This window comes from Ruminiclostridium herbifermentans (genome assembly GCF_005473905.2).
In the GTDB taxonomy this organism is placed as follows: domain Bacteria; phylum Bacillota; class Clostridia; order Acetivibrionales; family DSM-1351; genus Ruminiclostridium; species Ruminiclostridium herbifermentans.
In genome coordinates this window covers 3,021,456-3,047,671 of sequence record NZ_CP061336.1, presented here as the reverse complement: position 1 = coordinate 3,047,671, position 26,216 = coordinate 3,021,456, and the positions used below count along the sequence as shown (strand labels likewise).

At 32.0% G+C, this 26,216-nt stretch carries 18 protein-coding genes; 12 read left to right on the top strand and 6 right to left on the bottom strand.

Features of this window, described 5'->3' with window-relative positions; all coding sequences use genetic code 11:
* The first annotated feature begins 19 nt into the window (after nucleotides 1–19).
* The 4 genes from ftsW to EHE19_RS12380 all read left to right on the top strand — a co-directional run bounded on the left by ftsW (nucleotide 20) and on the right by EHE19_RS12380 (nucleotide 4,831).
* Nucleotides 20–1,132: a putative lipid II flippase FtsW gene (gene ftsW, locus EHE19_RS12395; RefSeq protein WP_137697917.1), complete on the top strand. Its 1,113-nt coding sequence runs from the start codon at nucleotides 20–22 to the stop codon at nucleotides 1,130–1,132.
* A gap of 10 nt (nucleotides 1,133–1,142) precedes the next feature.
* Nucleotides 1,143–2,255, top strand: a complete 1,113-nt coding sequence (gene murG, locus EHE19_RS12390; protein ID WP_137697918.1) for an undecaprenyldiphospho-muramoylpentapeptide beta-N-acetylglucosaminyltransferase — start codon at nucleotides 1,143–1,145, stop codon at nucleotides 2,253–2,255.
* A gap of 292 nt (nucleotides 2,256–2,547) precedes the next feature.
* The gene (gene uraA, locus EHE19_RS12385) at nucleotides 2,548–3,936 is read left to right on the top strand and encodes a uracil permease (protein ID WP_137697919.1); all 1,389 of its coding nucleotides are present in this window, start codon (nucleotides 2,548–2,550) and stop codon (nucleotides 3,934–3,936) included.
* Between the two features lie 532 nt (nucleotides 3,937–4,468).
* The gene (locus tag EHE19_RS12380) at nucleotides 4,469–4,831 is read left to right on the top strand and encodes a hypothetical protein (RefSeq protein ID WP_137697920.1); all 363 of its coding nucleotides are present in this window, start codon (nucleotides 4,469–4,471) and stop codon (nucleotides 4,829–4,831) included.
* A gap of 414 nt (nucleotides 4,832–5,245) precedes the next feature.
* Here the strand turns inward: EHE19_RS12380 and EHE19_RS12375 are convergent, their stop codons facing one another.
* Both EHE19_RS12375 and EHE19_RS12370 read right to left on the bottom strand, forming a co-directional pair.
* A complete protein-coding gene (locus tag EHE19_RS12375; protein ID WP_137697921.1) occupies nucleotides 5,246–6,247 on the bottom strand; it encodes a 3-oxoacyl-[acyl-carrier-protein] synthase III C-terminal domain-containing protein in 1,002 nt (333 codons plus the stop codon).
* A gap of 483 nt (nucleotides 6,248–6,730) precedes the next feature.
* The gene (locus EHE19_RS12370) at nucleotides 6,731–7,906 is read right to left on the bottom strand and encodes an MGDG synthase family glycosyltransferase (RefSeq protein ID WP_137697922.1); all 1,176 of its coding nucleotides are present in this window, start codon (nucleotides 7,904–7,906) and stop codon (nucleotides 6,731–6,733) included.
* A gap of 409 nt (nucleotides 7,907–8,315) precedes the next feature.
* Between EHE19_RS12370 and EHE19_RS12365 the strand changes: the two genes are divergently transcribed.
* Complete coding sequence (locus tag EHE19_RS12365; RefSeq protein ID WP_342343322.1) at nucleotides 8,316–9,524, top strand: D-alanyl-D-alanine carboxypeptidase family protein; 1,209 nt, start codon at nucleotides 8,316–8,318, stop codon at nucleotides 9,522–9,524.
* A 177-nt stretch (nucleotides 9,525–9,701) separates the two neighbouring features.
* Nucleotides 9,702–11,474, top strand: coding sequence for a B12-binding domain-containing radical SAM protein (locus EHE19_RS12360; protein ID WP_137697924.1), 1,773 nt, complete (start codon nucleotides 9,702–9,704; stop codon nucleotides 11,472–11,474).
* Nucleotides 11,475–11,883: 409 nt separating this feature from the next.
* Here EHE19_RS12360 and EHE19_RS12355 read toward each other — a convergent pair whose 3' ends face one another.
* The gene (locus EHE19_RS12355; protein ID WP_137697925.1) at nucleotides 11,884–12,171 is read right to left on the bottom strand and encodes a hypothetical protein; all 288 of its coding nucleotides are present in this window, start codon (nucleotides 12,169–12,171) and stop codon (nucleotides 11,884–11,886) included.
* A 388-nt stretch (nucleotides 12,172–12,559) separates the two neighbouring features.
* Between EHE19_RS12355 and EHE19_RS12350 the strand changes: the two genes are divergently transcribed.
* From EHE19_RS12350 to htpG, 4 genes are all read left to right on the top strand, one after another.
* Nucleotides 12,560–14,494: a PrkA family serine protein kinase gene (locus EHE19_RS12350; RefSeq protein ID WP_137697926.1), complete on the top strand. Its 1,935-nt coding sequence runs from the start codon at nucleotides 12,560–12,562 to the stop codon at nucleotides 14,492–14,494.
* 24 nt (nucleotides 14,495–14,518) lie between these two features.
* Nucleotides 14,519–15,796: a YeaH/YhbH family protein gene (locus tag EHE19_RS12345; protein ID WP_137697927.1), complete on the top strand. Its 1,278-nt coding sequence runs from the start codon at nucleotides 14,519–14,521 to the stop codon at nucleotides 15,794–15,796.
* A gap of 6 nt (nucleotides 15,797–15,802) precedes the next feature.
* Nucleotides 15,803–17,191: a SpoVR family protein gene (locus EHE19_RS12340; protein WP_137697928.1), complete on the top strand. Its 1,389-nt coding sequence runs from the start codon at nucleotides 15,803–15,805 to the stop codon at nucleotides 17,189–17,191.
* 478 nt (nucleotides 17,192–17,669) lie between these two features.
* Nucleotides 17,670–19,565 carry a molecular chaperone HtpG gene (htpG, locus tag EHE19_RS12335; RefSeq protein ID WP_137697929.1) on the top strand — a complete coding sequence of 632 codons (1,896 nt, stop codon included), beginning with the start codon at nucleotides 17,670–17,672 and terminating at the stop codon, nucleotides 19,563–19,565.
* Nucleotides 19,566–19,949: 384 nt separating this feature from the next.
* Here htpG and EHE19_RS12330 read toward each other — a convergent pair whose 3' ends face one another.
* Nucleotides 19,950–21,611, bottom strand: coding sequence for an AMP-binding protein (locus EHE19_RS12330; protein ID WP_137697930.1), 1,662 nt, complete (start codon nucleotides 21,609–21,611; stop codon nucleotides 19,950–19,952).
* A 17-nt stretch (nucleotides 21,612–21,628) separates the two neighbouring features.
* Nucleotides 21,629–22,186 (bottom strand): helix-turn-helix domain-containing protein, encoded by a 558-nt coding sequence (locus EHE19_RS12325; RefSeq protein ID WP_137697931.1) that lies wholly within the window; start codon nucleotides 22,184–22,186, stop codon nucleotides 21,629–21,631.
* A 429-nt stretch (nucleotides 22,187–22,615) separates the two neighbouring features.
* Between EHE19_RS12325 and EHE19_RS12320 the strand changes: the two genes are divergently transcribed.
* Both EHE19_RS12320 and EHE19_RS12315 read left to right on the top strand, forming a co-directional pair.
* Nucleotides 22,616–23,860, top strand: a complete 1,245-nt coding sequence (locus tag EHE19_RS12320; RefSeq protein WP_137697932.1) for a methyl-accepting chemotaxis protein — start codon at nucleotides 22,616–22,618, stop codon at nucleotides 23,858–23,860.
* A gap of 197 nt (nucleotides 23,861–24,057) precedes the next feature.
* A complete protein-coding gene (locus tag EHE19_RS12315) occupies nucleotides 24,058–25,107 on the top strand; it encodes an HD-GYP domain-containing protein (protein ID WP_137697933.1) in 1,050 nt (349 codons plus the stop codon).
* Between the two features lie 48 nt (nucleotides 25,108–25,155).
* Here the strand turns inward: EHE19_RS12315 and EHE19_RS12310 are convergent, their stop codons facing one another.
* The gene (locus tag EHE19_RS12310; protein WP_137697934.1) at nucleotides 25,156–26,040 is read right to left on the bottom strand and encodes a LysR family transcriptional regulator; all 885 of its coding nucleotides are present in this window, start codon (nucleotides 26,038–26,040) and stop codon (nucleotides 25,156–25,158) included.
* Nucleotides 26,041–26,216 lie beyond the last annotated feature (176 nt).

Sequence of the window (26,216 nt, the reverse complement as noted above, 5' to 3'; positions counted from 1 at the left end):
TAAAAACTGGAGGAAATTAATGAAGAACAAAAACAAAAAGCCTTTCGATTTTTGGATATTTGCAGCGGTAATTTTACTGCTTTCATTAGGCACAATAATGGTGTTTAGTTCGAGCTATTATTTTTCAGTTAAGACAGTAGGCAATTCATTTTACTTATTAATTCCGCAGTTGCAATACATGGCTTTAAGTATTGTAATACTTATTGTTACAATGAATTTTGACTATAAGCGGTGGGGAAAATTATCACCCATAATACTTATGATATCAATTGGGCTGCTTATACTGGTACTAATTCCAGGAGTGGGGCAAGAGAGAAATGGCGCTCAAAGATGGTTAGGAGTAGGAACAAAAACTATTCAGCCTTCTGAAATGGCAAAATTTGCATTGATTATGTTTCTTTCCTTTAGCTTATCTAAACGAAAAGAGGTTTTGCAGTCATTTACAAAGGGACTTCTGCCATATTTAATGTTGATTGGATTTGTTGCAGGTCTGGTTGTGATTGAGCCACATCTTAGCGGAACCTTGATTATAGTAATTACATCTTGTATTATTTTGTTTTGTGCTGGTGCGAAAATATCGCACTTTGTAGCTTTGGCACTGCCAGGTGTTGCAGCAGTTGTTGTAGCAATATTGGCTGCTCCATATCGTTTTGACAGAGTTAAAGCTTGGCTTAATCCTTTTGACTATGCTATGGATGAAGGGTGGCAGACCGTGCAATCTCTTCTTGCTATTGGTTCTGGTGGGCTATTTGGAAGAGGGCTTGGACAGAGTATGCAGAAATATTTATATATACCTGAGCCTTATAATGATTATATATTTGCAGTATTAGCAGAGGAATTGGGCTTTGTAGGCTCTGCATTTGTAATGCTTCTGTTTTTAGTATTTATTTGGAGAGGAATCAAGGTGGCAATGAATGCTCCAGATACCTTTGGAAGTTTGATGGCAACCGGAATTACTTCATTAATTGGAATTCAATTTTTATTCAATGTTGCTGTTGTAACAAATTCTATACCGTCTACAGGAATTTCGCTTCCGTTCTTCAGCTATGGAGGAACATCACTGATGTTTTTAATGTTTGGAGTGGGTGTACTGCTTAATATTTCTAGATATTCAAATTACGAAAGACTATGAGGTGATATATTTGAAAGTTTTAATTGCAGGAGGGGGAACCGGAGGGCATATAAATCCGGGACTGGCTATTGCGAAGTATATAAGAGAGCAGCAACCCCATTCAGAAATAACTTTTGTTGGAACACAAAAGGGATTGGAGACAAAGCTAGTTCCCAGAGAAGGATACAAGCTTGAGACTATAACTGTCAGGGGTTTTAAAAGAAAAATATCATTTGATACTGTAGTTGCTGTAAAGGAGCTTATTCAGAGTTTTTTTGAGGCTTCTAAGCTAATAAAAAGAATAAAACCTGATGTTGTGATAGGCACGGGAGGTTATGTCTGCGGGCCTGTTTTATATGTTGCAGCTAAAAAGGGTATTCCTACCTTGATTCACGAATCAAATGCATTCCCAGGCGTGACAAACAGAATTCTTGCTCGTTATGTGGATTATGTGGCAATAAGCTTTAAGGATTCTGAGAAATACTTCAAACAGACTGCAAAATTAGTACATACAGGCAATCCAGTTAGGCAGGAGTTATTAAATAAAAATAAGGCTGATGCTAAGTCTAAGCTTGATGCAGTTAAGGGTAAACCTTTAATAGTTGTAATGGGTGGCAGTAGGGGTGCGAGAAAGATAAATGAGACAGTTGCAGAAATGCTCAACAACTACTTTAAAGGTGAATTTAATATAATATTTTCAACAGGTGAACAGCAATTTGAAACAATTAATTCTAGCATAAAAATAGATGAAAAGTACAAAAGCTTGGTTAAGGTAGTACCTTATATCTATGACGTTGATAAAGTATATGCAGCAAGTGATTTGATGGTTTGCAGGGCAGGAGCTATTACAATCAGTGAACTCCAGACAATGGGAATACCATCAATTCTGATTCCTTCACCATATGTTACGGCAAACCATCAGGAGCATAATGCGCGCTCATTGGAGAGGGACGGAGGGGCAGTTGTTATATTGGAGAATGAATTAAATGCGGCTGCTCTATATACACAAATTTGTAATTTGATTTCAAACGAAAATTTATTGAGCAAAATGGCAACAAATGCAACAAAAAACCGTATGCTTGATTCTGCTTCTAAAATTTATTCATTAATTTTAAGTGCTTATGAAAATAAAAGGAAAAGTTAATAAAAAAGTTGGTATTACCAATATATGATTATATATAACCAATTATCAGAAATATATAAAATATATGGTAATGATGCATAGAAATTTATATGAAATAATATATAATTTGTGGACTTTGCATAAAACATATGATAGAATACTTCTCGAATAAAAAAACTTTTAAATTAGTCCAGAGAGGCTAGTAAGGGTTATATTTGGGAACGTACTATAAGCTTATAATTGGATAAACCCAACCTTACTGCGCCAAAATCAGTAAGGTTTTTTTATTACAAAAATTTTGGAGGAGATTATAATGAATAATGCTAGACCTATTATTCAGGTTGAAGAAAAAGTTCCATTTTTAAAAGCATTGCCTCTTAGCTTACAGCATTTGTTTGCAATGTTTAGTGCATCTGTGCTTGTTCCATTTTTATTTAATGGTTTTGCAAAGAGCCATTACCTTGAAGAAGTATTAAAAATGACTTATGAACAGGTACAACAAAATCCAGAACTATTAGCACAATATAACAGTATTCAGGTTATTGACCCAGCGCTTGTATTACTGCTTAATGGTATTGGAACATTACTATATTTGATTATATGTAAAGGAAAGGCTCCAGCATTTTTAGGTTCAAGTTTTGCTTTCCTTTCACCAACAGCTGCTATTGTTACAAGTTCAACTAATTATGTAGAAAATTTCAAGCAGGCATTAGGCGGATACATAATATGCGGTTTGGTTTTTGTGATAGTCGCGTTTATTATTGGTAAAGTGGGGACAAGCTGGTTAGATATTGTACTTCCACCAGCTGCTATGGGCCCTATTGTTGCACTAATAGGACTTGAACTAGCAGGCAGCGCTGCTGAAATGGCAGGATTATTGCCTGATGCAAACGGTGGATTTAATTTTGAAAATATACTCATATCATTGGTTACTCTTGGAATATTAATAATTGGTAATCTTTGTTTCAGAGGTTTTCTTTCAGTAATTCCTATTTTAATAGCTGTTGCATCAGGATATGGATTAGCTGCTATTATGGGAAATGTTGATTACTCTGCAATAACAGCAGCTAATTGGATTAATATACCTGAGTTTGTAATTCCTACATTCAAATTTAATGCAATATTGGTATTAGCACCTGCTGCTTTAGTTGTTCTTTCGGAGCATATAGGTCATCTATTTGTTACTAGTAATATAGTTGGAAGGGATTTAACAAAGGATCCAGGACTTCATAGATCATTGATGGGTGATGGAGTATCAACTATGCTTTCTGGTTTCTGTGGTTCATGTCCTACTACTACCTATGGAGAAAATATGGGAGTAATGGCAATTACTAGAGTGTACAGTGTATGGGTAATTGGTGGAGCTGGTGTTATTTCCATAATAATAGCTTTTATAGGGAAATTATCAGGAGTTATCTCAAGTATTCCATCTGCAGTAATGGGAGGAATTAGTTTACTACTCTTTGGTATAATTGCTGCTTCAGGTATAAGAATGATTGTTGAAGCAAAGATTGATTATAGTAAAGCAAAAAATCTTGTTCTTACAGCACTTGTTTTTATAGTTGGAATAAGTGGTATATCAATTAGCTTAGGGGATAAGGTTCAGTTAAAAGGAATGGTTTTAGCTACATTAGTTGGAATGGTACTTAGCTTAATATTCTATGTGCTTGAAAAGCTAAAGCTAACTAATGATGTTGAATAAAAAGTATACTTACAATATGGAATTAATTGAAGTATAGTATTGCTATTTAGGGAATGGTTGTTTAGATATAATTTTGGGAGCAAGTTAGCTGTTCTTTTACGGTTTCAGTTCAATATTGGATCTGTATATCAGAAATAACCTTTAGCACTCAGATATTCAATTCAAAATTGTAAGAGTGTGAACTTGCCGCTCAGAAGATTGTTCGACTCCAACCCAAACTCTTTTAAAAAATTGTAGGTGCAGAAGACTTATCGATAGAAAGATGAGCAATTGTATTTAAAATAATATAGAAATAAGTATTAATAAAAACTCGTTTTGCTATTTTTGCAAAACGAGTTTTTTTGACAAAATAATTATGTTATAAAAATATTGTTTGCATAAAAATACAAAAAATGTACATTAATTATCAAATATATACAAATTAACTTAAATTAAACATAAAGTGCTTGAAATGAATAAATAAATATGTCATAATATACACAATATATTTTTTTTGAAATATTATTACATTTATTACATGGAGGTGCTATTAGTGTATAAGATGGAAGTGGACAGAAACAAAAAGCTTTTTACAATTAATGCTTCAGGCTTTTTCTCTGTACAGGAAAGCAAGGACTTTATCAATGAGTATAAGTCGAAAACAAAAGAGTTTGACCCAAAGGAATATACTATGATTGTTAATGGAAGAGGCTTAAAGACATCTACACAAGATGTAGCAGAAAACTTAAAAAATGTAATGAAACTCTATGCAAAAGACCCTTTTAAGAAGAAAATACTTGTTCAACAGGCTTCTTCAGTAGGAAAGATGCAAACACAAAGATTATCGAGGGATATTCCAGGATTTGAATCAGTATTGATGGTGAATTCACTCGAAGATGCTCTAAAAAATATCTAAAAATGAAATTTTTACTTATGATAAATATAACATTTATATAAAAAACATATATAAAGGGGCTGTTACAAAACAAGAAAACTTATATATTCCTTTACAATTATTTGCTTAATAGTTTCCCGTACAGTATGTATTTATGGCTTTTTAGTAAAAGGATGCAGATATATATGTTGCTCTTTAGCAACACAATCGACTACCTATAACACAAGACAGCTAGTCTAGGTGTTATACTCACAGCTAAGTTTTATGGCTGTGTTGGTTATAAAATTAGTTCTTTGCCTACTTTTTTTATAGCATTTTATAGCATCTGTTTTAAGAAGATCCTCCATTGATATATACTGTGCTTGTATACTATTTCTCGCAATAAGCATTGATATCCGGAAATAGATGTTTTGCAACACCCCTTATAAAATTCATTTAGAGTTTGTACAATATTGCACATAAGTTGTAGCCTGCTCCCATAGAGCAAAACATTATATAGTCTCCTATATGTATGGACTTATTAACTAAGGCTTCATTATATGCAAGTAATGGACCTGTAAGGCCAGTGTATCCATATTTATTACCTATAAATGTATATTTATTTAGTTCAACTCCCATCATTTCTAGTGTTTTTTCTATTTCAGGCTTAGAAAATTGGGACAAGAAAAACTGCTTTATAGAATGCTTGTCTACATCATATTTAGTACAAAGTGAACTCATGAGTTCAATCCAGTCTTTACAAATCATAGACATATCAAAAGAATTGGATTTCAGTTTCTTATCTTCTATATCTATATTAGGGTTATATATTTGACTAAAACCGCATGAAGGGAATCGATAAAAGTCTTTAATTATAGTATTAGTTTTAAAATTTGCGTCAATAAATCCACGTTTGTAAGATTCTTCAGTTTTATATAGTATTACTGCCACAGCAGCATCTCCGAAGGTAGAATAGCAGACAGGATCATATTCACTTGCTATTAGGCTTCCCATAAAACTGCCCACAACTAAAGCTTTATTAATTCGCGAATTACTTGAAAGTATTCTGCTTGCAACATCAAGGCCAGATAACATACTTATGCAGTTGGAATTCATGTCAAAAATCTGATTTGCATTAGTTGTATGCAGTTTATCATGTAATAATAATGCATTTGTTGGTGTTAGTTGTTCTGGAGTGTCTGTACAAAAAATTAATAAATCAATTTCAGTAGGATCTAGATTGGCTGATTTTAAGGCTTTGACAGCTGCTTCATATGCCATCGTAATGACATTTTCTGTGTTATGATCTGCAATATATCGTGTTTCACTGCTGAGGTGTTTTAGTAGCCCAGACACATCAACTCCTATGCTATTAAAGTGGTTAATATAAAACGAATTGTTAATCTGATTAGCGGGAGTATAGGTTCCAATACTTCCAATGATTATATTTTGATGCATAAGTCACTCTCCTTTTAAGGAATATTTAAAATAATCACAGCTGCAATTCTTTTAATAAGATACACAAGCAAAGGAATATGTTCCCGAATAAAGAAGACAATTTAAGAAGGTAATAATAAAAAGTTATTTTTTAGAAAATACTTATATGGTATGAAAAATGGCTGAAATAAATTGCAATATAAAAAAGAACATTAGAATTTATCTGGCTCCTAATGTTCTATACAAATTAAATTATATGGTTAAGTTAATTACTCAAAATTTCAAGTTGATAGTTTTAAGTCAAACTTAACAATTTAAGATTGAGTAACTCAAGCTTAAGTTAATATACTGCTTAAACTTAATATATTAGGTGTCGTAGTATTATCAAATGAAAAGTAAATAATTTTATAAGACAAGTTAGTTTACTGCTTAAAAAGCCATTTGTAAACTTGAACATAGTACTACTTTTCATCGGAAAGTTAGGATTAGCTTTGATATAATGTTTTATTTCAACGCCAATCTATTAAACTTTCTTCTAAGTCTAAACTCAGATGGATATTTATATGAACTATTATTAATTAGGCTAAGTGTATGTTCCACAATTTTTTGAGCAGAGTTATGGTCAAAATATTGTAACTGAGACTCTTTAATTGCATTTAATTTCTTTCCATTATCAGCTAATAGTTCAGAAACAATTTCATATAGATTTGATATATCCTTGCACACTATACCAAGATTATTTTTCTCAGCGAAGTCAGGATTTTCCTGCTCTTGGCCTGGTAAAGCACCTGTTATAATGAGAGGAACATTGCAGGCAACTGCCTCCATCATTACATTAGGACTTCCTCTGGTGAAAGCTATATCAGAGGTTAGCATATATTCTTCAATATTAGAAGTATATCCAAGAATATTTATTCTACCAGGATATTGCAGCGATAATGTCTTGTTAAGTTTCTCTTTCAAGGATTTGTTTCTGCCTGCTATTATGTTAACATTACAGTTAAAATTATCTAATAGAGTTTTGGCAATTGAACCCATATCACCGGAACCTTCACCACCGCTCATAACTAAGCACTGCATAGGGTTATCTAAGATATAGCTTGGCTTTGAAATTTTTTGAGAAATATGCTTTGTAAACCTTGATCTAACAGGAAAACCAAATACTTTTATGTTTTCTTCAGCAACTCCAAAGCCTATGCATCTTTCTTTTGCTTCTTCAGTAGGACATATAATACAGTTTGCACGCTTGTCAGCCCATAATGGAGATATGCTTACTAAATCTGCCACAAAGGTGACGAAAGGAATATTAATTCTATATTCCTTTAGTATATTTATTATTGGTGTGTTGAAAATAGGATGAACACATAATATTAAATCGGGCTTTAGTTTTTTTAAAAGGTTTACAAAATTATGTTTTACTGATAATTCAATGAATTCATGCATTACATAAAGGTTCCTGCTTGAAATTTTCCATGCTAAATTCCAAAGTTTTTTAGCGTTTCGTGTTACTAATCCATAGGATTTACCTACTTGAACTCCCATATTACCAGCTAAATCAAAACCATCTATAATATTTATGATAATATCTTTATGCAGATTGAATTGTTCTTGCAAAGCTTCACTGATACTTTTGTGGCCGTGACCTGTATAGTTTGAAGAAATTATTATAACATTTTTCATTCTTAGATTAATGCCTCCCAAATAAATATGAAAATTAAACTTATACAATTGATAAATATATCATACATACATACAATTTCACAAATGGTAAAGTTAAGTTATATCGCTTATACTCAAAATAAAATGATAATTATTATGCGAAAACTTCACAAATAGTAGAACAGCTTATTTTATCATTATATTGTACGAGTTACAAACATAATTGTTTCGATTAACTAATATTAAACCTAACTTACGTTATAAACAAAGCATGTATTACATATATTTAACACAGCAGGACTAATTTGTTGTAGAAGCATAATATAGCCCTCAAAAGCTGAAAATGGCATTATATAAGCTACTCCTAAATATAAATAGAGGATGACAAATGCTGTTAAAAATCTAACGATTATAGTGAAAAGGTTGGGATGTGAGGTTGTTGAAGACTTTTAAGATACTTTTATTGGTGTTTGCAATACTGATAAATATGATTTGTACAAATTTAGCATGTGCAGATGATATTAATGATGATGAACCAATTGGCGAACTTTTTGAACAGGATAGCGTAGAAACTATGGGAAATAATCGTATAAACATTTCTGCGGGTGCTGCTATAGTCATGGATACGGTTAGCGGAAGAGTACTTTATGAAAAAAATGCTTATAAGAGGAGTTCCATTGCTAGCACAACAAAAATAATGACAGCAATAGTTGCATTAGAGAATGGAAGAGATGATGAAGATGTAGTAGTAAGTAAAAGGGCGGCATCAATATCAGGCTCACAGGTAAATTTGCAAGAAGGTAAGACGTACAAACTTGGTGATCTAATGTATGCAATGATGCTTAGGTCTGGAAATGATGCTGCAATTGCAATAGCCGAACATATTGGTGGTTCTATTGAAGCTTTTGCAGAAATTATGAATAGAAAAGCAGCTGAAATAGGAGCTACCAATACAAATTTTGTAACCCCACATGGATTGGATAATCCTCAACATTTTTCAACGCCCTATGATCTTGCACTAATAACTCAATATGCACTTAGGAATGAGAAATTCTGCAAAATAGTAGGTACAAAAAACGCTATATTTCTGGGAAACAATATTACAAACACTAACGAGATGTTAAGCTTATATCCTGGTGCTGATGGAGTCAAAACTGGATATACTGGTCAAGCTGGACGATGCCTTGTAACATCGGCAACTCAAAATGGCTGGAGAATAATAGCTGTTGTACTGAACTGTAGTTCTAGGTCTACTAGAGCAAAAAACAGCAAGATATTATTAGATTATGCATTTGGAAACTATAAAAGCTATGAGTATTTAAAAGAGGGCCAGGAGATATCAGAAATCAAAGTACATAAGGGATTAAAAGGTAATATTTCTGTCTTTTCAGATAGGGATATATCAATACCTTTGAAGCAAGATGAAGTAGATAAGCTACAGACGGTATATAATATTTCAAAAGAAATTGAAGCACCTGTTAAAATTTATAGCAAGGTTGGAACAATTGATTACATACTGGACGGAAAAATACTTGCATCAGCAGATATTATAACCCATGATGAAATAGACAGAAAGGACTTCTATTATTATTTTAATATGATTTTTAAATCATGGACTGGACTTGTGCGTGCTAAGTAAAGATGGCATAATAGAGGTACAAAAACAAAAAGTATCAGTTATAGATGAAGAATTGATGATAAATGCAGAAAGACATAAACACTGTAATGAATAATACTAGTTCCTAACAGCTTACTGATAAAAATCAATTTAGATTTAAGCTTGATATCAAATGATTCTTAAGAAAGAGATTAATTTATGAAAACAGTTTTAGTAGGGATTAATTCAAAATATATACATTCTTGTCTAGCTATTTGGTATTTAAAGGCAAGCATTAGTGAAATCTCAAACAATTCAAATGGAATTGTTGTAACAAGAGAATTTACAATAAATGATAGTAAAGATAATATACTATCTGAGTTATATAAAGAAAAGCCTGATATTTTAACTTTTTCCTGTTATATTTGGAATATTGAGTTGGTACTTTTAATTTCAAAGGAGATAAAGAAGCTGTTACCTCAATGCAAGATTATTTTAGGAGGCCCTGAGGTTTCTTATGATGCAAAAAAAGTTTTACAAGAGAATTGCTCAATAGATTTTATTTTATGCGGTGAAGGAGAAGAAATATTTCCTCAAGTATATAGTTGCTTATTAAATCATTCTGAGGACTACAAGAAGCTGTGTGGCATAGCATATAGGATGGATAATACTATTGTGTATAATGAAGGCTTTTGTTTGGTAAACAATTTAGATGAAATAAAGTCGCCTTATACTGCAGAATTAATGGCATCTGTGACAAACAGAATAGTGTATTATGAATCTTCTAGAGGTTGTCCTTTTTCATGCTCTTATTGCATATCTTCAACCTTTAATGGTGTTAGGTTTTTCTCAAAGGATAGAGTTAAAAACGACTTGAGTGTTTTATTATTGTACAAGCCCAAGCTGATAAAATTTGTTGACAGAACCTTTAACTGTAATAAGAGAAGGGCTAAGGAAATGTTTGAATATATTATTGGTTTGAATTGTGATACGTTATTTCATTTTGAGGCTGCTGCCGATTTATTTGATGATGAAATTTTAGAGATACTAAGCCGAGCACCAAAGGGATTAATTCAACTAGAAATTGGTATACAAACTACAAATAATGATACACTTGAGGAAATAGACAGGGTAACTGATATAGAGAAGCTTGCTGAAAATGTAAGAAAGATACTTGCAAATGAAAATATACATGTGCATCTTGATTTAATAGCAGGATTACCCTATGAAAATCTGAAATCCTTCAGGAATTCCTTCAATGAAGTATATGGTCTAGGTCCTCATCAACTTCAGCTAGGTTTTCTTAAGCTTCTGAAAGGCTCAAAAATACGAAACGAGTCTCATAAGCATGGGTTCATTTACAGACACTATGCTCCATATGAGGTGCTGTGTAATAATTATGTCACTTTTGAAGATATTCTGCTATTAAAAGATGTTGAAGAGGTACTTGAAAGATATTTTAATTCAGCTAGATTTAACAGTTCACTTGAGTATATTGAAAAATGCTTGTTTTCTGATGCATTTGAAATGTATTATATGCTTTCTGTTTTTTGCAGGGAAAGGGGCTATTTGGACAGGCCAATTTCATATAAAGAAAATATAGCCATTCTGTATGAATTTTTTGAAAACTCTTTTGGGAAAATTCCCCAAGAGAAAAAAGAAGTGTTCAGACAAAAAATGATATTTGATTTCCTAAGTTCTGACCGCTCATGTGCTATACCAGAGTTCTTAAAGAGAGAAGAGGATTTAATTAGCATAATTGCTATTCATCAACTGCTAAAAAATGAAGAATTTATAAAAGAGTATCTTCCTGATTTTATTGGGGTTCAGACAAAAAACATATTGAAAAGTGTATTTTTTATTTCACTTAGTAAGCTATCGAGAACTGACGAAATTATAATGTTTGACTATTCTAAAAGGGACTTAATGAGTGATAAATATAGGTATGTTTTAGTAAGCAGAAAGCTTCTATACAATAAAGATTTAAGCTAATAATGCAGTTGGGATGTAAAGTTGTACAATTTATATTTTGACTATGTTTTAGCTGACTTTTATATGTATAATTGCGAAAAATTATTGACAGTACCGTATAATTTGCATGAGAAACAGTATAGGTTGTATTGGATTGAATTATAAAGTAAAATAATGCGAAGAATATCATAGTGATTTTATGTTTATATGTTGAGAAATAGCTGAACATTTTCTTGACTAAATGGTTCTAGTTATAATTTGGTGCTGAATATGCTTTTGATAATGAATATTACATTTATTGAATTGTAATTATTTGAGAAGTAAAGTAGTAGCTGCAATATTTGTGAATTACTATTTAAGCCAGTATTTCTTTGTAAGTATCTTTGTTTTAATAGAAGAAATGTTGTGAATGCCCAAGCTGCTTTTTTTATTATATTTTACTACCCTGTATAACTCGTATTTCAACGGCTTGTTTTTCAACTGTATTAGTAACACTGTCAAGCTTGGCTTCCAATCTGTCAAATTTGCTGTCTAATTGCTTATAACCATCAGATAATACACCAGTCTTAGTTGAAAACTCATTTTTAAGAGAAGCAACCCGATTGCCTAATTTTTTTATTTCAGACGTATTTTGTTCTACTCTTGCTGTAATATCTTTTCTAAATTCTGTAAATTCTAAATACATCTTAGTTATTAAATTATATATTTTTTCCTCCATATTTTCACCTCATTTTTTCGAAATTATATCATATTGGTGATTGAAAATAAATATAAAAAAGTAATGTTAGTAACTGAATAAAATAATTATTCAGTCACATAAAAAGCCTTTCAGTGTTCAAGATTATCACAAGCTTGCTGCCCAAATAATTCGAAAGTATATTTGGTATATTATGCACTTTGAGGTCTTAAAGGCTTCAAGCATTTATTGCTATGTGGATAGTGTTTAGTTAAATAAATATTTCTTTTTAAGTTATTAACTTGTCTATTTGATAATATTATAAAAAAAGAGCACATATATTTTAAAATGAAATACTTTATTTTAAGAGATATTAATTATTATTTGATTAAAGAACATCTACAACTAGGCAAAAAAGGGGGGTTTTTGTATGACCACACCGGAGTTTGATTTCAGAGAAATGATCCAAAAAGATAGGGAAGAGAGGGTGAAAAAGCAATTTGAAGGCACATTTATTGAGTATTTGAATTTAGTAAAGTCAAATCCGAGTATAGCAGTACTTTCACACCAAAGAATATATGAACTTATAATTTCTAAAGGTATAGAGGCTGTAAAAACTGATGAAAATCCAAGATTAAGAAGAATATATGGCAATGATATTATAAAAAAGTATTCCTTTTTTGAGAATGACTTTTTTGGAATCGATAAAACCATAATGAAAATTGTAAGGTATTTTCACTCTGCTGCAATGGCTGGAGAGGAAGCTAGACAGGTGTTATATTTAGTTGGGCCGGTAGGGGCTGGTAAATCTTCAATAATGGAAGCACTGAAGAAGGCACTTGAGTGTGCAGACCCTATTTATGCGTTAAAAGACTGTCCAATGCGAGAAGAGCCACTACACCTCATACCTAAGCATTTGCGAAATGAATTTGAAAAAACGCTAAATACGAGAATTGAAGGAGATTTATGCCCGGTTTGTAGATACAGGTTAAAAAACGAATATAATGGCGAGTATGAAAACTTTCCTGTAGTGTCCACGGGATTTTCAATACGCTCTAGGAAGGGTATAGGCGTAGTACCTCCAGTTGATCCAAATAATCAGGATACTTCGATTTTGACGGGTAGTGTTGACATTTCAAAAATTGACTTATATCCAGAGGATGACCCTAGAGTGCTTTCTCTCAATGGAGCTTTTAATGTTGGTAACAGGGGAATTGTTGAATTTATAGAGGTTTTTAAAAATGAGACAGAATACTTACATACAATGATTACTGCTACTCAAGAAAAATCAATCCCATCTCCTGGCAAAGGCTCTATGATTTATTTTGATGGAGTAATATTGGCACATTCAAATGAGGCAGAATGGAATAAATTTAAATCAGATCATACAAATGAAGCCATACTTGATAGAATAGTCAAAGTTGAAGTTCCTTACTGTTTAGAACTTAATGAAGAAATTAAAATTTATCAAAAAATGTTGTCCAAAAGTAATTTTAAAGCTCATATTGCACCCCATACAATAGAAATTGCTTCTATGTTTGCAATACTAACTAGGCTTAGCCCATCTAGCAAGGTTGATCCAATAACAAAGCTTAAAATATACAATGGAGAAGAAATTTTAGAAAAGGGAATGACAAGAAAAATTGATATATTTGAATTGCATGAGGAAGCACCAAGAGAAGGAATGACTGGAATATCAACAAGGTTTATTATGAAAGCACTTGATACTACCCTTTCAGAATCTGAAAACAATTGTATAAATCCAATAGCTCTTATGGAGACTTTGATTAAATCTGTCAAGGAGTTGGGAATAGGAGAAGAAGAAAAAGAACGATATCTTAGACTTATTTACGATTCAATTAAAAAAGAATATAATAAAATACTTGAAAAAGAGGTTACAAAAGCCTTTATACATGGCTACAAAGAGCAGGCTGAAAGCTTATTCAACAATTATTTAGACCATGCTGAAGCCTTTGTTAATAAAACTAAGATTAAGGATTTAAATACTGGAGAAGAACTTGAGCCTGATGAGAAATTTATGAGGTCTATTGAGGAACAGATTGGTATATCTGACACAGCGGTTAAAGGTTTTCGATCTGATGTTACTGCATATATGTTCTTTGTTATGAGGAATGGAGGAACTTTGGATTATACCAGCTATGAACCACTTAAGGAAGCAATAGAGAAAAAATTGACGGCTTCAGTCAGAGATTTAAGCAGAGTAATTACACAGACAAAGGTTAGAGATAAGGAGCAGACTCAGAAATACAATACTATGGTAGAAGAAATGAAAAAAAATGGCTATTGTGATAATTGCTGCAATGTTATATTGAAATATTCGGCTAATAACCTATGGAAAGATTAATTGCAGCTTTGGAGGGCTTCTACTATGACCATTTTTAGGGATTGCAATAATGGTGGCAGAGATAGATCTGCCGAGGACAGACGAAGGCACAGAGAATTAATTGAAGAATCTATTAAAAAAAATCTTGGTAATATTATTGCTGAGGAAAGTATTATAGGTAAAAGCAAAGATAAAAAAATAAAAATTCCTATAAGGGGCATTAAGGAATATCAATTTATATATGGTAAAAATAAACCTGGAATTGGCGTTGGTGAGGGTGACGAAAAAAGAGGAGATAAATTTCCAGGTGAAGCAAGCAATAATTCGGGAAAGGGGAAAGCAGGCAATCAGGAGGGTGAAGAAATATATGAAACAGAAATTACTATAGAAGAGGTGGTAAAATATCTATTTGACGACTTAAACCTTCCTGATATTGATAAAAAACAGCTGTCTCAATTAGAAGAGAAAAGCTATAGAAAGCTTGGGTATCAAAATAAGGGAATACCCCCAAAACTGGCAAAAAAACGTTCAGTTGTGGAGAAAATTAAGAGAAGACAGTCATATAAAAGAGCTTTAGAAGAGCAAAATCAAGAAAAGCTTACTTCCAGTCAAGCTATATTTGAGTCGAACAATGCTGACATAGACTCCAATGAAGATGAGTTGAATTCAAAGCCAATTTCTTCAGTTACTACCCGAAGGGAAAGATTTCCGTTTATTGAAGAGGATTTAAGATATTACAGGATTAAAGAGGAGAATAAAAGAGACTACAATGCAGTAGTATTGTGCATAATGGATGTTTCTGGTTCAATGGATCAAACCAAAAAGTACCTTGCCAGAAGCTTTTATTTCTTATTGTATCAGTTTTTACAGCTGAAGTATGCCAATGTGGATGTGGTTTTTATTGCTCATACTACAGTAGCTAAAGAAGTAAATGAAAAAGAGTTTTTTCACAGAGGAGAGTCTGGAGGTACCTACATAAGCAGTGGTTATGAGAAAGCACTTGAGATAATTTCTGAAAGATACAGTCCTTCTAATTGGAATGTATATGCTTTTCATTGCAGTGATGGAGATAACTGGTCAGAAGATAACAATAAGGCTATAGAAAGTGCAAAGAAGCTTTGCGAGGTTTGTAATTTATTTGGATATGGAGAAATTGTACCTGGCTATTATAGTATAGGCAGTACAATAAAAACTGAATTATTAAATAAGATAGAGAGTAAAAATTTTGCGGCTATTAACATTAACAAAAAGGAAGATGTTCTGCCTGCACTAAAAAAGCTGCTTGAGAAGGTTAGTGACAAAGATGTGGAACAGGAGGGTTAAGGCTTAATGGCAGACTTTAGCATAAGAGATTTGGAATATTGGAATGAACGTATTGAAAAGCTGGCCAAGGATTATGGATTAAACTATTATAATCAAGAATTTGAAATAGTAAACTATGAAGATATGATTGGTTATGAATCCTATATTGGAATGCCTTCTCATTACCCTCATTGGAGTTATGGGAAATCTTATGAAAGAATAAAAACTTTGCATAAGTATAATTTAACGGGTTTACCATATGAAATGGTAATTAACTCAAATCCTTGTATTGCATATCTTATGAAGGATAATTCATTGCTAGTGCAGGTGCTGACTATCGCTCATGTATATGCTCACAATGATTTCTTTAAAAATAATAGGCTATTTAAATTAGGAACTAAGGCAGAATATGCAATTGAAATGTTTAAAAATCATGCAGACCGTATTAGAGAATATATTTCTGATCCAAGTATAGGCTACGTTCGGGTAGAAAAAATTCTAAATTCAGCACATGCAATAAAGTTTCAAACGGAGCGGGTTGTTGAATTCCAAAATAGAAGAGAGGAAAAAGAGGAACCTAAATTTGCCGTGACAGAAAACAAAAAAGAATTTCCGAATTTAGAAAGATATTCCAACAATAAGTCAGAAGAGGAAGTAAAAGAAGTACAGCAAGATAATAGGTTTTTTGCTAAACAGGAGGAGGACCTTCTGAAGTTTATTATTGAGAATGGACGACTTCAAGATTGGGAGAAAGATATATTGTCTATAGTAAGAGAAGAAGCCCAATATTTTATTCCACAGATTGAAACAAAAATAATGAATGAAGGTTGGGCAAGTTTTTGGCATTATAATATATTAAATAACCTTGAATTACCTCAAAATATGCACTTTGAGTTCTTGAGAAAGCACAATGAAGTAATACGTCCGTTGAAATCCAGCATTAACCCCTATTACATAGGTTTTAAAATTTTTGAAAACCTTAAAAACAAATTTGGCTTTGAGAAAATATTTGAAGTTCGGCAAACTGAGAGAGATCAATCATTTATAAGAAGGTACTTAACTCAGGAGCTTTGCTGTGAAATGAATTTATTCGAATATGTTACAACAGGAAATGATTATATGATTTCAGAGGTGTCTGATGATGAGGGATGGAAAAAAATAAGAGAAACTTTGTGCAATACAGTTGGCATTGGAAGCATCCCAATAATTTTAGTAAACGATTGGAATAAAAATGATAACACACTTGAATTAAAGCATGAATTTGATGGACGTGAACTGGAATTGGGTTATGCATATGAAACATTAAAGCATATTGTTGACTTATGGAATGGAAAGGTTTCATTGTCAACTCAGTTGGAGGGAAAGAAAAAGACCATAAATTGTGATGAAGCAAAAAGAATTTCTTTGTATGGTTAATAAACACAGTTAAATTGGTGAAAAGTCTTAATTAATTTCATCTAAAAATAGCATATCAAAAGGCTAAAAAGGAATATGGTATTACTTTTATAATAGTTTATTCAGTATTTATCAAAATGAATGATATAGGAAGGTTTTGCTTAATAAATATAATTAACGAGCGATGAGAACTAATTCATCGCTTTTTTATTTCAAAAAAATGCACAATATAGATATTTAGCTAATAAAAGATGAAAATTAAATTAGATTTTGTATACTCATAGACTAATCTAATTCAATGGACTGATTAGTAATAAATTGTTAGCACTCTTATTAATTGAGTGCTAAAAAATACTTGAAATATTTCGCTATTAGAGGTATATTATTACTATCGTAATTAATTCAAGTATAGAAGTGCTTGAAATTAAATAATAACGAAAAGGAGGATTAGGTTCATTCCTGTACTATAATGAGTGTGCAGGGTTTGGACAAGATTATTATGGCGCAAGAAAAAGGAAACATATCTATTAATACGGAAAACATATTTCCAATAATAAAAAAATGGCTCTATTCTGAGAAGGATATTTTTATAAGAGAGCTTGTATCAAATGCAAGTGATGCTATTAACAAATTGAAAAAGCTAGATGCTATGGGAGAAGCAGAACTGCCAGATGACAACAAGTATGAAATAAAGGTCATTGTCAACAAAAATGACAAAACCATTAAGGTTTTAGATAATGGATTGGGAATGACTGATGAAGAAGTTAAAAAGTATATTAACCAGATAGCTTTTTCAGGTGCAGTAGATTTTATTGAGAAATATAAGGACAAGTCGGATGATGCTCAAATTATAGGGCACTTTGGATTAGGATTCTATTCAGCATTTATGGTATCTGAGCGTGTGCAAATTGACACATTATCTTACCAAAATGGCGCAAAGGCAGTAAAGTGGGTTAGTGATGGCGGTACTGAATTTGAAATGTCAGATTCTGATAAGACAGACAGAGGTACTGTGATAACCTTATACTTAGCTGAGGATAGCCTTGAATTTTTAGATGAATACAAAATGAGACAGACTCTTGAAAAGTACTTTGCATTCTTGCCTATAGAGTTATATTTAGAGGATGCTGCAAAAGAAGCAGAAAATACTGAGGAAAAAACTGAGGAGAAGGGCGAAGATAAGACTGAACCAGCAGCTCCAAAGCCATTAAATGATACTAAACCATTGTGGCTTAAGAATCCAAAAGACTGTACTGATGAAGAGTACAAGAAATTCTATACAAAGGTATTCCACGATTTTAATGAGCCTCTTTTCTGGATTCACTTAAATATGGATTATCCGTTTAATTTAAAGGGTATTTTATATTTCCCTAAACTAAAGCATGAATTTGAAACTATGGAAGGCCAGATAAAGCTGTACTATAATCAAGTATTTGTTGCTGATAATATTAAGGAAGTAATACCTGAGTTCTTGATGCTTCTAAAGGGTGTGTTGGATTGTCCAGATTTACCACTGAATGTATCAAGAAGCTTCTTACAGAACGATGGATATGTTAATAAGATTTCTTCGCATATAACTAAGAAGGTTGCTGACAAGTTAACTTCTCTCTTTGAAAATGAGCGTGAAAGCTATGATAAATACTGGAGTGACATAAACCCATTTGTTAAGTATGGCTGTATTAGAGAAGATAAATTCTATGATAGAGTGAAGGATATTATTATTTACAAGTCTACTAAGGGAGGATATGTAACTCTTAAAGAATATCTTGAAAATAATAAAGAAAAGCATGAAAACACAGTATTCTATGTTTCTGATGAAAATCAGCAAGCACAGTATATAAAGCTGTTTAATGAAAACGATATGGAAGCTGTAATTCTATCATCAATGATTGACAATCATTTTATGTCATTAATTGAAAGTAAAGTAACAGGAGTTAAATTTAATAGGATTGATGCAGATATATCAGCTAATATGAAACAGGAAAATACTGGAATATCTGAACAGGATGTAAGCTATCTTGAAACGCTGTTTAAAGAGACTATAAATGACGATAAATTAAAGATACAGGTTGAAGCTTTGAAAAATGAATCCATTCCAGCTGTGGTTCTTTTATCTGAGCATTCAAGAAGAATGCAGGAAATGAGCAAAATGTATGGAGGCGGTATGGACATGAGCAGTATGTTCCCTAAAGAACAGACCCTTGTACTTAATTCATCCAACAAGCTTGTTAAAGCAATTATTGATTTGAAGAATAATGAATCAAAGAAGGAAGATGTTAAGTTGATTAGTGAGCACATATTCGATTTGGCTATGATGAGTCACCAACAACTAGAACCTGAAGCAATGTCAAAATTTATTGCTAGAAGCAATGAGATATTAATGAAGTTAGTATAATAAAAATGTAATTATTATAAAAAATGGCTGAATTTAACTTAATGCTAGTTGAAATCAGCCATTTTTTCAGCTGTATCTAAATTTAACTTGAATGAACTAATTAATTAAATTTAGTATTTTCTGAAGTCATCTGTGCTAAACGTTGGCGGTGTGCTTATTCTGATATTAATTTAAATTTAATACTTTCTGAATTGCAACACAAATATATTTGAACACATACGTGAGAAGATTTGCATATACATTATAAATTAAAGTGTATCCGACAATGCAACTCATACATATACAAAATGAAGAAATATTTTAAATTAAAGAGTGGCAGCGCACAGGAAAATCCTGTTGCTGCCACAATTTTGAGTATTTGTATTAGTTATTAATTTGATAAAATTACTTTTTATTTTTATCTGTTTCTCTAATTTCTACACGTCTTATTTTTCCACTAATTGTTTTTGGTAATTCATTTACAAACTCAATAACTCTTGGATACTTATAAGGAGCAGTTACATTTTTAACATGCTCTTGAAGTTCTTTAATAAGCTCCTTGCTTGGAGTATAATTCTTTGCAAGAACAACTGTAGCTTTTACAATCTGTCCTCTTACTTCATCAGGAACAGCTGTTATAGCACATTCCAAAACTGCAGGATGTTCTAATAATGCACTTTCAACTTCAAAAGGCCCAATCCTGTAACCTGAACTTTTGATAACATCGTCAGCTCTGCCAACAAACCAGTAATATCCTTCTTCATCACGCCAAGCCAAATCACCAGTATAATATATGTCATCATGCCAAACCTTATTGGTTAAAGCTTCATCTCTGTAATATCCACCAAACATTCCTGCTGGTTTCTTTTTATCCGTACGAATAACAATTTGTCCCTCTTCACCAATTTGACATGAATTTCCATCCTCGTCAATTAAATCGATATCATAACCAGGAGAAGCCTTACCCATAGAACCAGGTTTAGCTTCTGTCCATTTAGTTATAGATAGAACAACTGTTAATTCTGTCTGTCCGAAGCCTTCCTTTAATTGAATTCCCGTTGCGTTATAGAACTGAGTAAATACTTCTGGGTTTAGAGGCTCACCAGCCACTACGCAGTATTTGAGAGAACTTAAGTCATATTTTTTAAGGTCTTCTTTTATAAAGAATCTATATATTGTTGGTGGTGCACAGAAGGTGGTTACTTTATACTTTGAAATAACCTCAAGCAAGTCCTTTGCAACAAATTTGTCAAAATCATATACAAATACTGCACTACCAGCTATCCATTGACCGTATATTTTACCCCAAACAGCTTTTGCCCAGCCAGTATCAGCAACTGTAAGGTGTAAGCCTCCATCAATTACATTTTGCCAATATTTAGCTGTAAAAATGTGACCTAAAGGATATACATAATCATGCCTAACCATCTTTGGCATACCTGTTGTTCCAGAAGTAAAATATAATAAAGATATGTCATCATTTTGAGAAGCTTGGTCACCTGTAGGTCTTTCAAAAACATTTGAAGCCTCGTCTACAGATTTTGTAAAGTCTATCCAACCAGCTTTACTATCGCATATTATTGCTTTATGCTTAAGAGATGGGCATTTGCTTTGTGCAGCTTCCACATTTTTTATTACCTCAGCGTCTGGAACGCATACAATCATTTTTATATCGGCAGCGTTAAATCTGTAAACATAATCTTTTTCAGTCAAAAGATGTGTTGCTGGAATAGTTATAGCACCTAATTTATGTAGGGCCAGAATACAGAACCAAAACTCATATCTTCTTTTCAATACAAGCATAACGGGGTCGCCCCTCTTAATGCCTATAGACTTAAAGAAATTAGCTGTTTTGTCGCTGTATTCTTTGAGCTGTGCAAAAGTAAATGTGGCTTCAGCGCCAGATTCATCACACCATACGATTGCAACTTTATTAGGATCAGTTTTTGCATATTCGTCAACCACATCATATGCAAAATTGAAATTTTCAGGTATTATTAATTTGTAATTTTCTAACAGATCTTCGTATGAAGTGAAGTCTGTTTTTGCTAGATATTTATGCAACATTTATTTTTCCCCCCAAGTTACTTAAGAATTATTGCTAAAAATTTTGCTTGTTTACCATTTAAGGCTTTCATTCCATGGCTTGCAGAAGAGTCAAAATATACTGAATCGCCTTCTTCTAAAACTAACTCATGACCATTTATTATTATTTGTACAGTTCCTTCAAGAACATAATTAAATTCTTGGCCTTGGTGTGAATTAAAATGAACCTCAGTAGCATCCGATGCAGCAGGAACAGTTACAATAAATGGTTCAGCCTTTTTTCCAATAAAATTATTTGCCAGATTATGATATTTATAATCTTCTCTTCTCTCTACGCTGGTACCTTTTCCTTTTCTTACTACTTGATATGTGTGCAGTTTTGGAGCGTCACCAGTGAGTATTGCTGAAAGTTCAACCTTGAATTTATTAGCTATTTGATAAAGAAAACTAACTGGTATATCCGTATCTCCGCTTTCATATGCTCTATAAGTTTCTTCGGGGATTTTAAGTTCATTGGCAAGAGTCTGAATGGATATTTCGGATATTTCTCTCAAGTCTTTAATTCTTGATGCTATTAGCTTTATTTGTTCAGACATGTAAATATCACCTTCCTATATTTTATAAATTATTTACATTAATTTGTTTTTTTCGCTGAAAACTCATTATTGCTATAATAATAATTTATGCTTTAATTGCCCTTGTGTATAAAAATCTGTACATATGTTCGAAGCATATAATATCATATAAAAACAGAGGGTGTAAAGCTTGTAAATAACCTTTTTGAGTAATTATTTTAACGATTTCAACCTAATTTATACTACCTTAATTATAAAAAGCAAAAAACAATATAAATTACTTTACTATTCACTTTATAACATTATATAAAAATTTACAATAAAATACAAATGTTTATATAATATTACATAAGTACAAATGTGCCTAAAATATTATAGAAATTATATATAAGATATGTTAATATATAAAATATGGAATAAATTTACTCGAATGATGGGGGCGAAATAAGTATGTCTATTAGCAAAAAGATACTTATTATTGTATTAGGTGGCATATTGATAACAGGTTTTGGAGTAATAGGTCATTTGTTTTTGAATTTTCCCGTTTTTGTGTTTCCTATTATTTCTTGGCTATTTATTATTTCAATTGGATTATATTTAACTATTTCAATCAGCAGACCCTTAAAAGTTATTGGAAAGGTTGTTGAAAGAACCGCAAACTTTGATTTGTCTCATGACAAAACATATAATAAAGTTAAAGAAAGAAAAGATGAAATAGGCTTTTTGGCAAAAAATCTGTCATTAGCAAGAGTTGCATTAAGAGATATTTTGGGATTGATGCAGGAAACCTCAAAGCAACTAACAGATAATACTCAAGAAGTTGAAAATATGACACTTCACTTAAAGGAACAAACTGATGATACTTTGCTGACAACAGAGCATATTTCTGCTGCTATGCAACAATCAGCAACAACTACTTATCAAATAAGTAATAGTACACAAGAGATAATGCAAAATATTAACCTTATATCACAAAACTCTGAAAAGGGTGCTAATCAAGCTAGCGCAATAAGTGAGCATGCTAGTGAATTGAAGGAAAGTGCAGTTTTATCTGCACAAAATGCAAACAATATATATTTTGATGTAAAACAGCAACTAAAAACGGCTATGGAACAAGCCGCAGAGGTTTCACAGATAGAATTGCTTGCTCAAGCCATACTTCAGATTACAGAGCAAACTAATTTGCTGTCTTTAAATGCAGCAATTGAGGCGGCAAGAGCAGGAGAAGCTGGTAAGGGTTTTGCAGTTGTAGCGGACGAAATTAGAAAGCTTGCCGACCAATCTTCAAAGACTGCAACAGATATAAAAAAGGTGGTTCAGACTGTAAATGAGTCAGTAGCTGCACTAACAGAGAGTGCGGGAGTTTTATTGGACTTTATGGACAAGGAAATTCTCAGTGATTATCAAAAGTTAATAGAGACTATTGAGCAATATTATACTGATTCCACATTGTTTAGTACAATGATGAACGAATTTAATGACTCATCAAAAGCAATGAATAACTCAATTTCTATTATCGTAAATGCACTTGAGCAGGTTTCATCAAGCGTTAACGAAAGTGCAAATGGAGTGGCATCAATATCAGTTAAAACAGCTGAAGTGGCTGGAAAAGTTACAGAGGTTAGGAATTCAACGCAAAACAATTTAGTTTCATCAAAAAGATTGGAGGATCAGGTTTCAAAATTCACTCTATAATTAAAAAAGTATATAGAACTAGTTTAATATAACCATAGGAAATGAGTCTCTATTATTTTTGTTATATGGAATTTATAATAAGGTAATATTATTATGAGGTGATTTCTGGTTATTAGGATTACAGTAGTATTATTCTAAAATAAATTTACATTATATGATGTGATGTGAGTTTATATAAAGGAGTAGGTGTTATTAGTATGAAATATGACTATGTAAAGGTTACCGAAGACATTATTGGAAGCTTTTTAGGTAATGATGTATATTCTACTTTTGGTAACATGATAGTGCCTGAAGATACATTAATTACAGAGTATATATTAAAGAAACTAAAAAATTTTGGAATTGAAAAGGTATATACTTACACAATTAACACCATTCATGGAGATGAGTATTTAGATAGTAGTGATATAAATGATGGGCAGAAAAAATACATTGAAAATGTAAACAAAGCAAAAGAATTGCTGCAAAATTTAGCTTCTGGTAAAAAATTGGATTTTGGTGTAGCAGAGGAAATTTCAGAAGATATCTATAGCAAGATTAATGATAGCAGTACTCTTATGGATTGCGTTAATTCAGTTAGAGTAGCTGATGAATATACATATGCGCATATGATAAATGTATCTGTATACGGCATGCTAATAGCGAAATGGATGGGATTGAGAAAAGAGCAGGTTCAAGATGTAGTAATGGCAGGACTTCTTCATGATGTTGGGAAATCACAGATTCCAATAGACATTTTAAATAAAAAAGGCTCATTGAATGAAGAAGAATATGAAATAATGAAAAAGCATACTGTTTATGGATTTGAAATTATAAAAAACAATAAAGAAATTAATATGGATGTTAAAAGAGCAGTAATAATGCACCACGAAAAAGAAGATGGTACTGGATATCCTTTTGGAATTAAGGGTAATCAGAAAAATTTATATGCAAAAATTCTTACTGTGGCAGACATATTTGATGCTATAACTTCTAATCGTGTTTATAGTAAAAGACAGACTCCATTTGAAGCTTTTAAGGAACTTGAACGAGTAGGATATGAGGTTGTTGATCCTAAAGTAATGATGGCTATGCTAAATAATATGCCTAGCTATTATGTAGGTTCAAAGGTCAGAATGCAAAATGGCGAAGTTGGAGAGGTTGTGTATGTTCCTTATCAGTGTGCTTATGCGCCAATTATAAAAGTAAATGAAAAGTTTTATGATTATTCAAAAGAGAGAGAGCCATTAATAGCCGAGTTTTTATAATTTTATCTAATGACCAAAATGCTAAATTTTCAAATTTATTGTTATTTATTAATTGGATAGAAGTATATTAATGAAAGTGTTCACAGCCTTTGATAAAACAACATTTTTCATCTTAACAATCCCAATTTCTCTAGTTGGGAGGGATTCTTTGAGCTTTATTTCAAACAATTCACCATTATTTATCAAATCTAATGCACTTTCTTTTAGTACATATGCTATTCCAGTGCCTATTTTTGCAAACTCAACAAGTAACTCAAGGCTTTCGAGTTCTATTTCAGGAGAGCAAACAAGTTCGTGATTTTTGAAAAAGGCATCTATAGTCTTTCGAGTTGAACTATCTGATTGCAGCATTATAAGAGGGTATTTTATTAATTCTTGTAATTCTATTTCCCTGTTTTGAAGCTGGGCATACTTATTTGAAGCTACAAATATATCATTTACACTAATAAAAGGAGTATACTCAAATACTTCTTTTTTTACTGGAAGAGTAGAAATTGCTATGTCAATAAGACCACTTTTCAAAACCTCTAAAAGTTGAGGTGTAGTTCTGTTAATTACTTTAATAGCAACCTTTGGATACAGCTTACCGAACTTTTCAATACATGGCATTATAAAGTATTTGCATATGGAATCACCTACACCTATTCTGATTTCTCCGGCACGAAGTCCTTCTATCTCTTGAAGCTTGCTTTCTGCAGCCTTTATGAAGTTAAACGCTTGGGAAGCATAGCTAAAAAGCAATTCACCCTCTGATGTAAGCTGTATACTTCTAGATTTTCTGTAGAATAGATTTACTCCCAATTGATTTTCTAGGCTTTTAATTGACTGACTTACAGCTGATTGGGTTATAAAAAGTTTCTGGGCAGCATTTGAAAAGCTTTTCTCTTGTGCGCAATAATAAAATATTTTATATAACTCAAAGTTTATATCCATAAGTTCTCCTAATAGAATATATTAAATATATTAATTTTACTAATATATTTTATCATATTATAATTATATCGAATAGAATCAATATGAAATTTTTTGCTCAAAAATTTTGTTTAATAATTTTGATTATATTTTGATTGAAAAATTTTGAATTTTGATTGAATAATTTTCGATTTTAG

Excerpts from the sequence above, each read along its gene's own strand:
- ftsW (WP_137697917.1), top strand. The coding sequence starts at position 20 with ATGAAGAACAAAAACAAAAAGCCTTTCGATTTTTGGATATTTGCAGCG.
- uraA (WP_137697919.1), top strand. The coding sequence starts at position 2,548 with ATGAATAATGCTAGACCTATTATTCAGGTTGAAGAAAAAGTTCCATTT.
- EHE19_RS12375 (WP_137697921.1), bottom strand. The coding sequence starts at position 6,247 with ATGCATCAAAATATAATCATTGGAAGTATTGGAACCTATACTCCCGCT.
- EHE19_RS12370 (WP_137697922.1), bottom strand. The coding sequence starts at position 7,906 with ATGAAAAATGTTATAATAATTTCTTCAAACTATACAGGTCACGGCCAC.
- EHE19_RS12360 (WP_137697924.1), top strand. The coding sequence starts at position 9,702 with ATGAAAACAGTTTTAGTAGGGATTAATTCAAAATATATACATTCTTGT.
- EHE19_RS12355 (WP_137697925.1), bottom strand. The coding sequence starts at position 12,171 with ATGGAGGAAAAAATATATAATTTAATAACTAAGATGTATTTAGAATTT.
- EHE19_RS12350 (WP_137697926.1), top strand. The coding sequence starts at position 12,560 with ATGACCACACCGGAGTTTGATTTCAGAGAAATGATCCAAAAAGATAGG.
- EHE19_RS12345 (WP_137697927.1), top strand. The coding sequence starts at position 14,519 with ATGACCATTTTTAGGGATTGCAATAATGGTGGCAGAGATAGATCTGCC.
- EHE19_RS12340 (WP_137697928.1), top strand. The coding sequence starts at position 15,803 with ATGGCAGACTTTAGCATAAGAGATTTGGAATATTGGAATGAACGTATT.
- htpG (WP_137697929.1), top strand. The coding sequence starts at position 17,670 with ATGGCGCAAGAAAAAGGAAACATATCTATTAATACGGAAAACATATTT.
- EHE19_RS12330 (WP_137697930.1), bottom strand. The coding sequence starts at position 21,611 with ATGTTGCATAAATATCTAGCAAAAACAGACTTCACTTCATACGAAGAT.
- EHE19_RS12325 (WP_137697931.1), bottom strand. The coding sequence starts at position 22,186 with ATGTCTGAACAAATAAAGCTAATAGCATCAAGAATTAAAGACTTGAGA.
- EHE19_RS12320 (WP_137697932.1), top strand. The coding sequence starts at position 22,616 with ATGTCTATTAGCAAAAAGATACTTATTATTGTATTAGGTGGCATATTG.
- EHE19_RS12315 (WP_137697933.1), top strand. The coding sequence starts at position 24,058 with ATGAAATATGACTATGTAAAGGTTACCGAAGACATTATTGGAAGCTTT.
- EHE19_RS12310 (WP_137697934.1), bottom strand. The coding sequence starts at position 26,040 with ATGGATATAAACTTTGAGTTATATAAAATATTTTATTATTGCGCACAA.